This window comes from Bradyrhizobium sp. cir1 (assembly GCF_014198245.1).
GTDB lineage: Bacteria > Pseudomonadota > Alphaproteobacteria > Rhizobiales > Xanthobacteraceae > Bradyrhizobium.
The window spans coordinates 97656-114012 of record NZ_JACIHE010000007.1 but is presented as its reverse complement, the minus strand read 5'-3'; the positions used below and the strand labels follow the sequence as shown (position 1 = coordinate 114012).

The window sequence follows — 16357 nt, the reverse complement described above, 5'->3', positions numbered from 1 at the left end:
ACCAGCGGATATTTCAAGTGTCTGCCAAACCATTACTTTCGACTGACTTTCAGTGTTTTTTGCAACTGGTACGACACTTGCTGTTGTCCTGCCGATCCGATCATCGATGCCGACAGATGGTAGTCGTCCGAGATGAGATCGAAGGAAGACTTATGATGCTGCTTTTAGTGCCTGCCGAGCCCTGCGCCATCATCTCGTGGCCTACGATCGCGCCAGGTCCGTTCGAAACGGTCGTTGACACGATCAAGGCTCCGTATGGACGGTGAGATGGTGGTCAATGGATAAGTCGCCCGTTCGCGCTACACCTGGAGAGGGTATGCCCAGCGTCGTCCGGATCAAGTCGGCCCCGGATTCCGCTCAGATTTGTATCCATCTCATGGCGGATAGCAACATGCGTCAGGAAGAGGGCCAACGTCGGCCCATACGGGCTGTCCGCGCTGGAGGCTCGGCATGGATCGCGTGACAGGTGCGTTGCCAGGATCGCGCTCGTCGTCACAGTCAATGTGGAGCTGGTGGGCCGAAAGTGAGGCGCAGGTTTTGCGCAGCGAACGGACTCGCCAACTCAGGCATGGAAGCGACCGGTCACAACCACCGCGGCGCCCTGGCCGCTGCGGTGGCGCTCGTCGAACCTGGCGCGCAAGCGTCCAGTGTGGAAGACCGCTCCAAATCCGGCCGGACCGGTACGTCTATCGCGACGACGCCTCTTGTTGTGCGGCCGGTCGGACCAAGCAGACGGGGCAGAGCAGCCGGCCCCTCGCTGACCAAAAGTGATCTTCAGTTATCGAAGCTAAAAAGCAAACCTGTGGCGCGGGCGCGCCTATCTTTGAGGGGAATTTAGAGTATGAGCAATGTCACAAGAACGGCCATGCCGGCGGCGGCCGGTCGCGCAGGGGCCAAAAAAGAACTGCCGGAGCACTTTAAGGCCTACAAGCACGTCTGGGTCTTCGTTGAGCTGGAGCGCGGCCGGGTGCATCCGGTCTCCTGGGAGCTCATGGGGGCGGGCCGCAGGCTGGCCGACAGGCTAAAAGTGAATCTTGCCGCTGTCGTTATCGGTCCGGAGGGGCAGCACACACGTAACGCCGCGCTTGACGCATTTTGCTATGGCGCCGATATGGCCTATCTCGTGAGCGACAATGTTTTGTCGGATTACCGCAACGAATCCTACACCAAAGCGCTAACCGAACTCGTCAACACCTACAAGCCCGAGATCCTACTGTTGGGGGCGACGACGCTCGGTCGCGATCTCGCAGGTTCCGTGGCGACGACTCTGTCGACGGGGCTCACAGCCGACTGCACCGCGTTGGACGTCGACGCCGATGGTTCGCTGGCGGCGACACGTCCGACCTTTGGCGGCTCGCTGCTCTGCACGATTTATACCTTGAATTATCGTCCGCAGATGGCAACCGTCCGCCCGCGGGTCATGCCGATGCCTGAGCGCGTCGTACGCGATGCCGCTCGTATCATCGTCCATCCGCTCGGTCTTGTGGAAGATGACATTGTCACAAAGGTATTGTCGTTCCTACCCGACCGCGATGCAGAAACCTCCAATCTGGCCTATGCCGATGTCGTGGTTGCGGGCGGCCTGGGACTGGGATCGCCTGAGAACTTTCGGTTGGTGCGCGAGCTCGCAACTCTGCTTGGCGCTGAATATGGCTGCTCGCGTCCTCTCGTGCAAAAAGGGTGGGTTACGTCTGACCGGCAAATCGGCCAGACGGGCAAAACCATCCGGCCGAAGCTCTATATTGCCGCCGGCATTTCCGGCGCGATCCAGCACCGGGTTGGCGTGGAGGGTGCGGATCTGATCGTCGCCGTCAATACTGACAAGAACGCTCCGATCTTTGACTTCGCCCATCTCGCGATCGTCAGTGACGCCATTCAATTGCTACCGGCGCTGACGGCCGCATTTCGCGCTCGGCTTTTGCCGAATTCGCGCGCCCGGATCGCTGTCTAGAAGGAGATGATAATGATTGGAGAGAGATTCGATGCGATCGTGGTCGGAGCCGGTATGGCCGGCAACGCGGCGGCATTGACCATGGCCAAACGCGGCATGAAGGTGCTGCAGCTCGAGCGCGGCGAATATCCCGGATCGAAGAATGTGCAGGGCGCCATCCTCTATGCCGACATGATGGAAAAGCTGGTCCCCGAGTTTCGAGAGGAGGCGCCGCTCGAACGTCACCTGATTGAGCAGCGGTTCTGGATGATGGACGATCGCTCCCATGTTGGCATGCATTACCGTTCAGACGACTTCAACGAGGAACGGCCGAACCGGTACACGATTATACGCGCCCAGTTTGACAAATGGTTCTCTTCCAAGGTGCGAGAGGCTGGCGCGACCTTGCTGTGCGAGACGACCGTCACCGAGCTCGTACGGGACGAGCGTGAAAGGATCGTCGGTGTTCGTACAGATCGTCGAGACGGCGAAATACATGCCGATGTCGTCGTGCTGGCCGAGGGGGTCAATGGCCTGCTCGGGACGCGCGCGGGCCTACGCGCGCGGCCGAGACCCGACAACGTTGCGCTCGCGGTGAAAGAGATGCACTTCCTGCCCCGCGAGACTATCGAGGCCCGCTTCAATCTCAGGGGCGATGAAGGCGTCGTGATCGAGGCGGCCGGTACCATTTCCCGCGGCATGACCGGAATGGGTTTCATCTATGCCAACAAAGAGTGCATTTCGCTCGGCATCGGTTGTCTCGTCGCCGACTTCCAGCGCACGAGCCAGACGCCCTACGGCCTGCTCGATCAATTCAAGAGTCATCCTTCCGTGGCGCCCCTGATAGCAGGGTCCGAAGTCAAGGAGTATTCGGCCCATCTCATTCCTGAAGGCGGGTACAAGTCGATCCCGCAGCTTTATGGGGAAGGCTGGGTCGTAGTGGGCGATGCGGCCCAACTCAACAATGCAGTTCATCGTGAGGGTTCCAATCTCGCGATGACTTCCGGCCGCATCGCCGCCGAAGCGATAGGTCTGGTGAAATCGCGCGGCGAGCCGATGAGTGCAGCAAATCTATCGGCCTACAAGAAGATGCTAGACGATTCCTTCGTCATCAAAGATCTGAAGAAGTACAAGGATTTGCCGCCCCTAATGCATACCCAGTCACAAAATTTCTTTCTCACCTATCCGCAGCTAATCTCCAAGGCGATGCAAAACTTTGTGCGCGTCGATGGTACGCCCAAGGCTGAGAAGGAGAAGGCGACCCTGAAATCCTTTGTCAGGGCGCGGTCGTGGACAGGTCTGTTCGGTGATGCATGTCGTTTTGCCCGGGCCTGGCGCTGACCGCGACAGTGTGAAGCCCAACGATGGAAGGTCAAACCATGAATGTCGAATCCCCAGTGCGCGTCGAAGACAAGCTGTATTACAACCGCTATCTTGTCGACATCGGTCACCCTCACGTCAAGGTCCGTGCGCACACGACACCATCGCCGCAGCTACTTGCACTTTTGAAAGCCTGCCCCGCGCGATGCTACGAGCTCAACGACGATGGCAAAGTCGAGATAACAGTTGACGGCTGCATCGAGTGCGGTACCTGCCGCGTCATCGCCGAGCCCACCGGCGATATCGAATGGAGCCATCCGCGCGGCGGATACGGGGTACAGTTCAAGTTTGGGTGATGGTGAAACAGGGGGCCGTGGTGCGACTGAGTTAGGCGATAGGGTCACACCGCATCAGTGGCGCAGTCCGCGTCACTTGCGCGGCGGCTGGAATTCGAGCAAGACACTCTTCGTGGGGACGCTGCACAAGCCATGGCGTGCAGATGTGCCGCTCGTTCGGGAGCCGCGAAGGACTGGTTGTGGCGTTACTGAGTGGCGCCACAACGCAATCGATCGGATGGCAGAGGAAGGATCAGCCCCTCGCCTGAGAGGGGTTGGGCCTAGCGGCCTCGATTGCGATCGCCACTGACTGCATGATCGCGGCAAAGCGCACGGCGGTCTGGATCGCTTCGGAATTGACGCCCGCGGCTCTCAGTGTCTTCTCATGGGCATCGATGCAGGCACCGCAGCCGTTTATGGCGGAGACCGCAAGCGACCACAGCTCGAAATCGGACTTGTCCACGCCGGGATTTCCGATCACGTTCATACGCAGCCGTGGCGGCATCGCTTTGTATTCCGGGTTGGAAACAAGGTGAGCGAAGCGGTAGTAAACGTTGTTCATTGCCATCAGGCTGGCTGCGGCTTTCGCTGCGGCGATCGCCACAGACGTCATCACGGCCGACGCAGCCGATTCCATCGCGGCAATCAGGGCTGCATTGCGGGTGGCAATCGCGCTCGCCACCAGCAGCCCGTATTTTCGTTGCGGCGAAAGCGTCTCATCGGCCACCAAGGAGGTCAAGTTAAGCCTGACATCCTTCGCGAAGTCGGGAATCCTGTCGCTTATTTGTTCGATCGACGACATGCCTCAAGCAACCTTCAAGGTTTCGCCGCCGATTTCGCGGTTGCAGGGACAGAGCTCGTCGGTTTGCAGCGCGTCCAGAACGCGGAGCGTGTCCTTAGGACTGCGCCCGACACTGAGGTTGGTCGCATAGACGTGCTGGATCGTGTTTTGGGGGTCAACAATAAAGGTGTAACGATAGGCAACCCCTTCGGGAGAACGCACCCCAAGACCATCGACGAGCGTTCCCTTTGTGTCGGCAAACTGCCATATGGGTAGATTGTGCAGATCGACATGTGAGCGCCGCCAAGCGAGCTTGCAGAACTCGTTGTCAGTCGAACCACCCAGTACAACCGCATCGCGGTCGGCGAAATCCTTGGAAAGCCTGGCAAACTCAGCTATCTCTGTTGGGCAGACGAAGGTAAAATCCTTCGGGTAGAAGAAGATGATCTTCCATTTTTCTGGAAAACTCGATTCGGTCAGCGTCTCGAATGCACTCTGTCCTTCTTCTTCCTGCGCTTGAAAACACGGCTTCACCCCTGTGATTTCGAACGGCGGCAACTGACTTCCAATTCCGAGCATGCTGTCCTCACAAATTTGCTTTGAGTAGATCGTGACCTCACTGTTTAAGCAAACTATATGCCATCCGTTCTCAGGAGTGGAGTCCAGCGGCTTTGGTACAGGCATGTCTTCGCGCGCTTGAAGCGTCGATCAGCGCTAAGTTCAGAAAAATCTGTAGCCAAGCGCTTCCTTGCAAAGCTTCAAGTGGTTGACAGTCGTAGGCAGCGCATACAGAAATAATGAGAACAGCCTTGCTTTGCGCGGCCGCCTGAGATGTTCGCCTGCAGCGTCTGGTCAAAGCTCGTTCTGCGTCGTTCAGAGCAAACTGCCTCATTTCGCAATGCGCCGAATGAGTCGACTGCCGGCCTGCCAAGATCTAATGAAAATACTGAACCTGACGAAGCCGCGAGGTTTTGTGGAACCAACAAGAGCGGCTGTATCGCCGCGACAACAGATTGCGCTCATAAGGCCGCAGATTCCCGCCGTTGCCAAACAAGATGCGAGTAATCATCGGCTGCGGCGCCTAGCGCATTAAGGCGCTTGAAGCGGCGGCAGATCACCAAGCTCGAGGATTTGCCGGATCCTGAAACGCTTGAAAGCCAACCAGGCCCGCCGTCGGCGGCGATTGGGGCTTGAACTCAACGTAGCGTCAGGTTGTGCAGTCTGGATCATACATGCGGCGATCACTCTGAAGCTTCTTGATCACGAGACCTCAAGGTCTCAAGATCTTAGGTGCATTGGGTATGTGGCTGTGCAGGCACGACCGGCTTGTCGTGGATGTGAGGGAATCGGCGTAATTGAATGCGAAGCAGAATTTTCAATCGCAAGTATCAAATCCCGGTAGGTCTTCGAACGGCAATCGATCAGCCCAAGTTCGACCCCGATGTGCCGCATGCGATCTTGCCCGGGAGCAGTACGCGTTGCGCTTCGGATGAGGCAAGTTCCGCCTGAGGCGAGTTCCCCCGAGGCTTCAGCCGCCCGGTCGCATGAAAATATCCACCGTACGGACATTGGTGGTTCGATGCGGATGCCGCCTAGGTCCAACCTGCGGGACAACTCCTTCAGCAGTACGCGTTATAGTGTCGATGTTCCGCACGCTCACCTTGGCTCGACCGCAAACGCTTATCGGAACGCCGCGGCTATACTATCGTCATCGCGCCGACAACACGGCCCGTAAGGCCGGCAATATCTCCGAGTGGATCACGCGGTTCGGCGCCGTCTACGACTTCATGATCGTGCTCGACGCCGACAGTCTCATGAGCGGGCAGACCATCGTCCGATTGGTCCATGCCATCGAGACCAATCCCACCGCCGGCCTCGTCCAGACTCTTCCCATGGTCGTCAATGCGCGAAGTCTCTTCAGCCGCGTCCAGCAGTTCGCGGGCCGGCTGTACGGGCCGATGATCGCCGCCGGCGTCGCCTGGTGGCACGGCTCCGAAGGCAATTACTGGGGCCACAACGCGATCATTCGGGTGAAGGCGTTCGCCGAAGCGGCGGCGCTGCCGCAGCTGCGCGGGCGCAAGCCGCTCGGCGGGCACATCCTCAGCCACGATTTCGCCGAGGCTGCGCTGATGCGGCGGGCCGGGTGGGGCATCTACATGCTGCCGACGCTCGGCGGAAGCTACGAAGAGGTGCCGCCTTCACTGCTCGACTTCGCGGCGCGCGACCGGCGCTGGTGTCAGGGCAATCTTCAGCATCTCGCCGTGGTCCCTGCGCGAGGGCTCCACTGGGTCTCGCGGCTGCATTTTATGGTGGGCATCGGGGCATATCTGACGGCGCCGCTGTGGCTGCTCTTCCTGCTACTAGGGATGCTGATCTCGCTGCAGGCCCGCTTTGTGCGGCCGGAGTATTTTCCCAAGGGTTTCTCGCTGTTTCCGACCTGGCCGGCCCAGGATCCCGTGCTCGCCATCTGGGTGTTCGTCGCCACCATGGGGCTGCTGCTGTTGCCAAAGCTGCTCAGCCTGGTCCTCGTCTGGATGCGGCGCTCGGAGCGGCGTGAATTTGGCGGCGCGTTGCGTGCTTCGGCCGGAGTTATCGCAGAGATCATCGTATCCGCGCTGATGGCGCCGGTGATGATGATCTTTCAGTCGATCGCGGTCGTCGAGATTCTGGCCGGCCGCGATTCCGGCTGGCAGACGCAAAGGCGCGACGACGGCACCGTGGAGCGCCGCGAGCTCTATCGGAAATACGGCTTTCCAACCCTGTGCGGCGTTGCGATGGCGGCAAGCGCCTACGCCGTTTCGCGCCCCTTCTGCTCTGGATGTCGCCGGTCATCGTCGGGCTGCTGTTCGCCGTTCCCATAGGCGCGCTGACCGCCATGCCCGTCTCCGGAAGATTGTTTGTCACTCCCGAAGAACGAGAGCCGCCCTCCGTCCTGCGGCGAGCGAACGAACTAAACGCGTCGGCGGACCCAGGGGGCAGCCCCGCCTTGGTGGAGCTGCGCCAAGACGCCGCGCTCCTGGCCTTCCACCTCGCGCAACTGCCGCCTCCTCGCCCCACCAGACCCGACACGGTCGACGCCATCTGGCGGTCGGCCGTGCCAAGGTCGATGCCAGCGAGACTTTCGAGGAGGCCGCAGATCATCTATCCTCGCGGGAGATCTTCTCGATCTTGAACGACGGCTCAGCCCTCTCGACCGTATTGCAGAAGCCATGAACGCGCACCGAGTGCTTGGCGGACCTCGCTCGGACTCGAACCAGTCCTTGACCCGAGACAACTCCCGTGCGCTGCGCGCAACGGCGCTCTCGCCTCTGAGGGGGCGTACTGACATTGCTCGTGACCGATTCACCCTCAGCCAGTTGCGCGACGTCAGTTTTTGCCAGGTAGTGCTAGCTAGATCTCCCATCTTTGTATTTGTCGTGGAGCTTCACTAACTGGTAAAGCACCAACCCGCATATTCCGAAAAAGGCTGCTAAGAATTCTACGACGTGCAATGTCGCCGGCTCGAGGGTCCCTAGGGGGTCGTCGCATCGACAATTGTCCACTTTCATTGGAGGTATTAATGCCGTCCTCGCTTTGTGGCGTTCTAGCGCTCCAGGCAGAGGCTCTGCGACGTCGCGGGCTAGCAGAATTGGGGTCGCTGCCGCGGATGTCTCGGAGGCGGCGGATGGCAGCGCAAAAGTCGCGGCGGATGCAGGTGCCGCTGCAGAGAGCGAAACGATGGTCGAGGCCAGGAGCAAGATGAGTTTGCTCTTGCAAGCGACATATTTTGATTCATAGCCGTAGAACATTGCTCGTGCCAGACCCGATGTACTCTCAGCGCGCCGGTTCTTCTTGCATGCTTGAGCCAGCCGCGAGATGGTAGCAAAGATCGTTCCAGCTTTGGCACGGGCACTCATCAACATGCACCCACAGCCTGATTGATGCGATGCGAGTTGGATGAAGGCCGGGTAGTTGGCGGTGAGTTTGTCTTCGCGTGTCACGCGCCGGTATGCTCGACGTTGTTGAGGAAGCGCTCGACGGAATTCCGGGTCAAATAGAGATGCGGGCGAAGATTGATTGGATCTCAGCGATTGCAGCGCGGCGGAATGTTGGCCGATGCGCCTTCTTCCGGTCCGCATCATAACCTCGGCCGTCCAGGAGCATTGCTCCTGACTTTAGGTGAGATACAAGTCTTTCGGCGAGTCATTCGCCTCACGCGAACGTGCTTGTGACCAAATCGTCGGCGTTACTTCATCATCGCTTCGACCTCTGCACGAAAAGCTTGGCGCGAGGTATCTCGTGAATAGAACATATGGCCGCCCGGATAGACTACAAGCTTGAGGCGCGGCGCCGAGGCAAACGGCGGCAACTGATCCAGCACGATCTGCGATGCGAAATAGGGGGTGACGAGGTCAAACAGGCCGTGTGCGACGAGCAATTTCATCTTCCGATCCGTTGCCAGAATCTGGCGCAGCTGTGAAAGGGACTCTGGAGAGCCGCGACCGAAATCCCAAGCCCGCCCAACCGCGCCGTTGCGCAGCTCGTAAGACCCGTCCGGCCGCCAATTAAGCTTGCGCGTAAGCAGATCGACAGTGGCGCTGGTCAGAGGCGCCAATAGCGTATCGCTGGAGGGATCACCGGAAAGTGGGAAATCGGAGTCCGGATACGGATTGAGGCCACGCACCGAGGCGTCATAATTGCCAATTAACTTACCGTTTTTACGCTCGAGTTCACGGCGGAACTCCGGGAGGCCGAAGCGGCCCGCCAGCCTACGACTGACCTTCTGGTCGATGCCGGTCAGCGCTGCAGCCTTGTCGGCCAGGCGCGTGGTCGCTTCATTGTCCGCCTGGCCTTTCATGAGATCGACCAGAAACTCGCCGCGTGCATAGGCTTCCACGTCGGCAAGATCAGATCGCTTTACCGGACCCTCGGCTTCGCGCAGGGTCGCGACATAGCTTGGCAGGGTTGCGACGTATCGCAGCAGGCTCGTGCTGGTAAACTGACTGTAGTCGAACAGTGGCGAGACCATAATCAGTCCCTTGATGCCTATGCCCTGCTGCATCTGCAACTGCTGGACAACCTTTGGCCCGCGAATCCCGCCATAGCTTTCACCCACGATGTATTTCGGCGACAACAGCCGGTCATGCATTTCGAGCCAGCGGCGGACCACCAGCGCGAGCGCGTTGACGTCGCCGTCAACGGAATAGAGCTGCTTGCGCGCATCATCGCCGGTTCCGACGAAGCGGCTATAGCCGGTGCCTACGGGGTCAAGAAACACGAGATCGGTGAAATCAAGCCAAGTTTCCGCGTTTGGCCGCGCCTCCGGAAAGGTCGATGGCGTGACCTCGTCCGCATTGATCGGCAACCGCCACGGTCCGGCATTACCGAGGTGCAGCCAGGCCGATGATGAGCCAGGTCCGCCATTGAAGAAGAATGTTACGGGGCGCGAGCCGCGGTCGGCTCCGTCAAGCTGATAGGCAGTATAGGCGATGTCGGCCTGGGGCTCGCCCTTGTCGTCGAATAGGCGGATGGAGCCGGCGGTCGCGACGAAAGAAAGCGTCCGCCCGGGGAGCTCAAGCGTTTGCGCGGTGCTGGAGTCCGGCGGCAGGCGATGCTGCTCGGCCGGCGATCGCATACTCGGCGTTTGCCCAGCGCCAGCCTTCTGGCCGGGCGGCGTAGTGACCTGAACAGGCGCCGAATCGGCGGCTAGAGCGCTCTCCATTCCCCCGCAGGCAAACAGGATCAGCGCAAGAGAGGTGTGGCGCAGCGCGGTCAAATGCATCGAGTTTCTCCTGTCCCGGCGCGCACCCTGCGCGCGGAACCCATCTGTCAGAGCAATTCTGATCGCTAACTCATTTGGGGGTACAACAAACCTACTAGAGCCAGTAGTCGTCATCATCACCGCGTGCGCGCACAAAGGGGGAATTCCCTCCGTGCATACAAATCTAACCGGGTGGACCCCCAACTCGCCGACGAGCATGCGGTGTTATCGATGCGTGCTTCTGCCGGCTCAAGGAGGTTTCAGCGCGTTACAACCGGCTACGACAAGATTGCGAGAAATCTCCTGGCCGTCGTTTACCTTGCCGCCATCGTCAGAGTGAGTATTGGATCCTTGGCCTGACTCCTAGTTCAGCTTCGCTAAGAACCAATGGATCGCCTCAGCCCCTTGTTCTGGCTGCTGGCAACTAATGACCTATCTCTTCCGAAATAGTGAATTCTGTGCCGGCGCGCTCGGCACAGGGGCGCGCGAGCGCCTCCTCGCCGCAGAAAGATGGTCTTCTGTTGCGATCCAGCGCTTGGCTAGGTGTGGCGGCTCCCCCTCGCAAGCCCATCCCGAGATCACGATCGGTTGCGCGGCTGATGTGTACATGCGCCGGGATTGCCTTGCCCATCTCGTCTTGCGAACCAGCAGAGACCCTCGGCGCGATTGCCGTGATTATACCCAAGCTCTCATACCACTGGGCTAGCAACTGAGATGTCCACTGCAAGCGCATGATTTGTCCCCCACTCCAGTTATGCCGCACGAGATCAATCGGTTGCGTCAAGTTTCCGAGTTTGCTCCAAACCGGTAGCGATAAGCATCAACAGAACAGTTAAGTCGAGCGGGCCAGCTGCCCCAAATCTGGAAGGAAGAGCCAAACAATTTTCCTGGTCGCTCAGATGGGGCACCAGATCTCCCCAGATCGCCTCGATTTTGGACGACGCCACCGATGCGTACGCGTTGCTGCGCGAGATCCTAAGCAAAATCGGCCCGTAGCCTACGGTTACGGCGGTCGACAATTGCCCCACGGTATTCGAATCTCATCCATTCATAGTATCGATTCTCGAACGGGATCTGTTGATGTGGTTCTCGTATGAGGCACAGCTATCGAACGTTCTCATGCCAATTTGGCAAACGCTGCAAGAGCGGCTGGGCAGCCCCGAGTGGAACAGCGCGCGTGATTTCCGCCAATACGTCCGCTCCATCGCTGAGCCGCAGTGCATCAAAGGAGCGACGCGCGATGCGGGCCAAAAGCGGCACGCCAGAATTGCAAGCTCCCAGAGACAGAACCAAGGTGACCTCAGCCTCGTCGAACGGCAGAGAGGCTTTGATGCGTGCCGGAAATACATTAAGGATAGAGCTTGTACGCTGGGGCTTGCACGCAATGCTGACGTCGCCGGCTGCGATCCGGAGCCGCAGTCTCGTGCCGGGTCTCAGCGGCGCTCCAGGTATCAGAAGCCGCTCTCCCTTGAGGCGGAGCTTGAGCAGGCCATAGCGTCCGTCATAGCCGCCGACCAGGGTATCAAGACAGACTGCCGCTTCGTCCCGCCAGCCAAGCTCCGGAGCGCTCTGAACGACATTGAGCGGTCCGGCTGCAGTCACGGCGCCATCTTTCATCATGACAAGATGATCGGCAAAATGCTCAATATCAGCCATGTCATGACTAACGTATATCATCGCCAATGGGAGCTTGTCCCGCATGCGCACGAGAAATGGCATGATCTCGCATTTGGCGGAGCGATCGAGCACAATGAGCGGATCGTCCAGCAAAAGCAGTCGAGGCTGGCTTAACAACGCTCTGCCAAGGGCAAGTCGTTGTCGCTCGGCCATAGAAAGATGTGACGGCAAACGCTCGAGCAGCGGCGCCAAGGCGAGTAATTCGACCACACCATCAAAATCGATCAGTGCCGATGTCGATTTTGACGTGTTGTAGAGAAGGGTGCGCCGTACAGACCAGCCAGAAAAATGGGTAGGTAGCTGGAATACGTATGCGACGGGACGCAGATGAGGCGGTCGAAAGGTTGTCTTATCCTGCCAAATCTCTCCATCGATCGCACAGAACCCGTCGGGCAGACGCTGCACGCCAGCTATGCAGCGCGCGAGCGTGGTCTTGCCGCACCCGGGCGGACCAAAGATCGCTGTAACGCCTTTGGCTGGTAAGCTGAATTGCGCATCCAGCGGAATGTTCGCGAGAGAGCCGTTGAAGTAGACCTCAATATAGCCTGCTTTTGCTTCTCTCATGAACCTGTGCCTGTGCTGTATCTTTCCATCAAGCCGCGAACACAAATCGCAAATGGAGATGATGGCTGTGCCGTTGACCATTGACTCCGTCGCTCCAGAACAACCCCTCTGCTAGGAAGGGCATAGGTGCGGCGACGAACTGCAGAGCGATGTTAAGACCAGAGGCTTGTTGCATCCTCGCGCGGTGAGGATCGAGACAGTCGGTGGCGTCGCGTGCGCTTGCCAACGAGAAGCAAAGCCCCTTTCCGGCAGGCCAGGCTGTCAGCTCGCTTCGGCTCGCCAAGGGCTTCTGCTGAATGTCCAAATAACGCGCCTTGAGACTTGACGGCACGCAGGTCGGCTCACGCCAGAGTTGAATGCTGGCCTCGGGGCCGGGAATCCCTATCAAGGATCCCGTAGCTTTAGTAGCTGATTTGAAGTTTCCGCCGCGCGCGATAGTGATGGCGTGTGCATTCTCGTGTCCGAGGAGCGTCAAAGCCAGGTCGATCAGAATGTATCGGATAAGCCACATTGGAACTCCGGTCCTGCCGCCACCACTTTCTTCGCAGCAATTTGTTGTTCCTTGCCAGCAATTCGCGTGCCGCTTCTAGCGGCAAGGGGTGGCCTTGTATCGGTCTCCACCGGACCTCTTAAATCGCCGCATCTCATTGTAGGGCTTTGGACGCTCGCGTCACCAACCGCACATGCAGGAGCTAGGAGATGAAGCTGAGGATGAACCATCGCCTCTTGCATTTGAGATGTGCTTTGGCGAACACGCGGCCGTAAAACTCGTCAATGATGCACAAGTCCATGCGCCGATTTGGCACACCTTCCGATGTGCGCGCGGGAGAAGGTCGGCTGCCGGGCGCTTGGAAAAAGGACTGATCTGAAATGAAATGCGGTGCCCGCGAACTACGGGAAAGAATCTTCCTCGCAGCAGCGGCTACGCCGCGCATTTCAGCGCGCAGAGTCGTTGCAATGCCAGGTGACCCAGGATTGAGCTGCCAAAGATGGACAATTTGACTGGCCCCCTCAGGAATTCTTGCGTCAGCGACCAACGGGTTGGGGCTCGAGGCTCGCAAGGTGGGCCCACTGAATGCTCCAGCTTGGATCGCAACATCGCCTGATTTCGTTGCGGCAGCGCTATCTCCCTCCTAATCACAACGTAGCGTGTCGCTATCGTGAAGGCCTATTGTCTAAGGAGGGCCTCGGGATTGCAATGGTCCGGGTGGGCAGTACAGGGTAATCGATCTTTGGCAGCTGCCCGGTGAGCGAATTCAGAAAGGCGACAACCTCGTCAGCTTCTTCATCGCTGAGCTTTGCACCAAGCTGAACCGCACTCATTACGCCAACCGCTTGCTTAAGACTCCAAACCTGACCAGAATGGAAGTAGGGGGGCGCAATGCGACGTTGCGCAACGGCGCCGAGCGGAAAACATACTCATCGCCGAGATCCTTGGTGACGGAAAAACGACCCTTGTCTTCCCTCGGAGCAGGCTTTCGGCTGGCCTTTGATCATGCCGAACGGGAAGTAATCCTGTCCACCGACGTTGATCCCGTTGTGGCAAGAGGAGCATCCCTTTTCGATGAATAGTTTCAGCTCGGCTTTCTGCTGATCAGTGAGAGCATATCCGTCGTCATCGAGGTACTGATCGAGGGGGCGGCAGGAGTAGTCAAGGTCGCCTCGAAAGCCTCGATGGCCTTCGAGATTTTCAAACGTCACGGGCGCCGCATCATTGGGAAAAGCCTTACTGAACATAACGATAATCAGTCATTGAATTCAATGTGCTGAGCACGCGTTCGGGCGTCGCATTCGACCCTGGACTGGACAGGGCCTGCGGCCTGCGCCTTAAGATCGGCCGCGCGCCCATCCCAGAACTGCGCCACGTTGAAGACCGCGTTATAGACTGTTGGCGCACGACGCGACCCCAGCTGCCAGCGAGACCAATCGACATTGGGCCGGCATCTACCCCGCCAGTCCCAAGGTTATGGCACGTGTTGCAGCTAATAACCCCGCTCGCCGATAGCCTCGGACGAAAAACAAGGATTTGCCAAGTGTGACCTTTTCATGGGTGATAGGATTGTCCTTCACCGCAGGAACGATTGAGGGAATCGGCTTGAAAATCAGCTTGGCGGCGCTCATCTAATCCTCATTGGCGCCTGCTGCTCGCAAAATCAGAATGGCTGCGGCCACAACACTTAACCTGCCGGCCAAGGAAAGCTCGCGTACCGCTAATTTCCTCATGTGAAGGCTCGCTTTTGTCCTAGATCGTGGAATCGCGAACGTAACGCGCGGTCCGCGCCCGTCCGCAGAAAGACGTCGACCACGCATGGTGTCTTCCGGGTTCCGGCTAGGCTGCACCCAGGCTGACGCGCTGTCGGTGTTTGTAGCAATCGGCATGCCAGCGGCTCGAGGCCGCTGAGCTGGTTTTGAGCAATTGCCCACCGTGAATAGCAGCAGCCGGCTTGAGGCTGTGGTATCGACCGTAGGTGACAGTTACGACGATCACCATGCAGCCATGGTACCTTGGCCTGTCGGTCCAAACCTCTGTACTTCTCAAAGCCCATCGTACGAAACTCTTCTCTGCAGGTCAGCTGGTTGGAGCCGCGAACAAGCGAGCTGCGTCCACCCAGCTTGTCGCTGATCGTCTCGATGCGTGCCCTTGACGCCCTCAACCCAACACCAGGCAGAGCGTCATCGACCAACATCGGGGACGTTCGTCCCGAGGGCAGTCGGTCAGGCGTCCCGTTGTCGGGAGTTCGTCCTACTGCCCCTAATGTGGGTATGCTGCCCGTCTCACACATTTGACGACCCTCAAAGTGCTTGAATCGATCGTGGCGTCAGGTTGTAGCATTGCGAAGCAAAGCGCCGTATTGGGAGCCAGCATCGACACACAAGCGGTAAACGGCAGATCTCTGCTGTATCTCGGTCTTTGCATCAGCGTGCTGCGCGTGGCGCGACGATGATTCGCGAGCCCGCAATCATGGCGTCGGCCCGCAACAGCGAGACAGAGGCGGCCCAATCCGGTAAACAGGTTATGCTCGCGCGGCCGAGAACAATAGTGATGGATATGCGGCTTAAGAGAGGTTTGGTGAATCAAGAGCGACGAATGGGCTGGACTTGCAATGCGCGTCGCTGTGCAGCCGCCCTCGCCGGGATCGCGATCGCAGCGACCTGGTGCACAGGACACGCTCGCGCGCGAGATCGGCGGACCGAGCAAGTCTTGATGTCGTGCAGATCAGACGTGATCCGCTTCTGTGACCGCTTTACAGGGCGTAGCGAAGTGGACGTAGCGATGTTTTGTCTTAGGGACAATTTCAAAAACTTGCGCGGCGAATGCCGCCGCATGGTGCCAACCGCCGCGGAGAGAAACGACGGACCGAGACGACGTCTCAACAGGCTTCCGGTCGTCCTTCAACGAGAGTGAGGCGTCCGAGCGGCAGTTGCAAAAATGGAGCGGCAGTGAGGTATTCAGGCTGTCGGGCGCCGGAGTTTGGCCCGCTTGGTGGCCGAAAGTCGAGCGGGCTGGAAACTTCAGCCTGCCGAGCCGCAGTTCATCTATCAGGGCGGCTGAGCACGGTGAATCGATTGGCCTCGATCAGCCATCGATAGTGCGCCCATACGTGCTACGAGGTTGTAATGCGCTCTGAACCTCGATTTCGTGCTGCAGCAGTTGCGCTTTTTTCAGCGCTGCAGCCATCCGCCCACTTTAAGGCCGTCGTGAGATTGCCATCGGCCCCGCTGTAACCGGTCGAGAGGACAATCTGCGTAAACTGTGGTGGGTACAGCCGGACATCTGCAGGAATCCGTTCTGCGCATCAATCTACGGCGTTGTGGTCGGCAACCAAGTATTTTCCGGCAGATGGCCCAAATCGGCTATAACTTGCAAACGATCGGCGAAATGTGAGCATTGGAGGTTTGTTCGATCGCGTCTTCCTCAGATTTCTCAGCTGGGGATCAGTTTCGTTTCGACTGCCCGGCTCAAGGTACAGATAGATCGAGGAAACGTTTTTGTTAGCCCCCCATCGACT

General features: G+C 58.7%; 8 protein-coding genes and 2 pseudogenes. 4 read left to right on the top strand and 6 right to left on the bottom strand.

All coding sequences use genetic code 11. The annotated features are described in order from the left end of the window. The first annotated feature begins 841 nt into the window (after positions 1-841). The 3 genes from GGD63_RS16810 to GGD63_RS16800 are packed head-to-tail and all read left to right on the top strand — an operon-like array spanning position 842 to position 3606. Positions 842-1951, top strand: a complete 1110-nt coding sequence (locus GGD63_RS16810) for an electron transfer flavoprotein subunit alpha/FixB family protein (protein WP_100233554.1) — start codon at positions 842-844, stop codon at positions 1949-1951. Positions 1952-1963: 12 nt separating this feature from the next. Next, positions 1964-3271 carry an FAD-dependent oxidoreductase gene (locus tag GGD63_RS16805; RefSeq protein WP_183243871.1) on the top strand — a complete coding sequence of 436 codons (1308 nt, stop codon included), beginning with the start codon at positions 1964-1966 and terminating at the stop codon, positions 3269-3271. Positions 3272-3309: 38 nt separating this feature from the next. Further along, positions 3310-3606, top strand: coding sequence for a ferredoxin family protein (locus GGD63_RS16800; protein ID WP_183243869.1), 297 nt, complete (start codon positions 3310-3312; stop codon positions 3604-3606). Between the two features lie 232 nt (positions 3607-3838). On the opposite strand, the gene GGD63_RS16795 is transcribed toward GGD63_RS16800, so the two are convergent. Continuing rightward, positions 3839-4387, bottom strand: coding sequence for a carboxymuconolactone decarboxylase family protein (locus GGD63_RS16795; protein ID WP_183243867.1), 549 nt, complete (start codon positions 4385-4387; stop codon positions 3839-3841). Between the two features lie 3 nt (positions 4388-4390). Beyond that, on the bottom strand, positions 4391-4945 hold the full coding sequence (locus GGD63_RS16790) for a peroxiredoxin (RefSeq protein ID WP_091956588.1): 555 nt from the start codon (positions 4943-4945) through the stop codon (positions 4391-4393). Between the two features lie 1106 nt (positions 4946-6051). Here GGD63_RS16790 and mdoH point away from each other — a divergent pair. Further along, positions 6052-7579 (top strand): annotated as a pseudogene (mdoH, locus tag GGD63_RS16785) (glucans biosynthesis glucosyltransferase MdoH); the annotation flags it as partial. 1012 nt (positions 7580-8591) lie between these two features. Here the strand turns inward: mdoH and GGD63_RS16780 are convergent. The 4 genes and pseudogenes from GGD63_RS16780 to GGD63_RS40970 form a co-directional block, all read right to left on the bottom strand. Continuing rightward, on the bottom strand, positions 8592-10127 hold the full coding sequence (locus GGD63_RS16780) for a S10 family serine carboxypeptidase-like protein (protein ID WP_179733769.1): 1536 nt from the start codon (positions 10125-10127) through the stop codon (positions 8592-8594). 1083 nt (positions 10128-11210) lie between these two features. Then, positions 11211-12347: a molybdenum ABC transporter ATP-binding protein gene (gene modC, locus GGD63_RS16775; RefSeq protein WP_183244210.1), complete on the bottom strand. Its 1137-nt coding sequence runs from the start codon at positions 12345-12347 to the stop codon at positions 11211-11213. 28 nt (positions 12348-12375) lie between these two features. Beyond that, a complete protein-coding gene (locus GGD63_RS16770) occupies positions 12376-12858 on the bottom strand; it encodes a hypothetical protein (RefSeq protein WP_183243865.1) in 483 nt (160 codons plus the stop codon). A 644-nt stretch (positions 12859-13502) separates the two neighbouring features. Then, positions 13503-14468: pseudogene (locus tag GGD63_RS40970) on the bottom strand (cytochrome-c peroxidase). Positions 14469-16357 lie beyond the last annotated feature (1889 nt).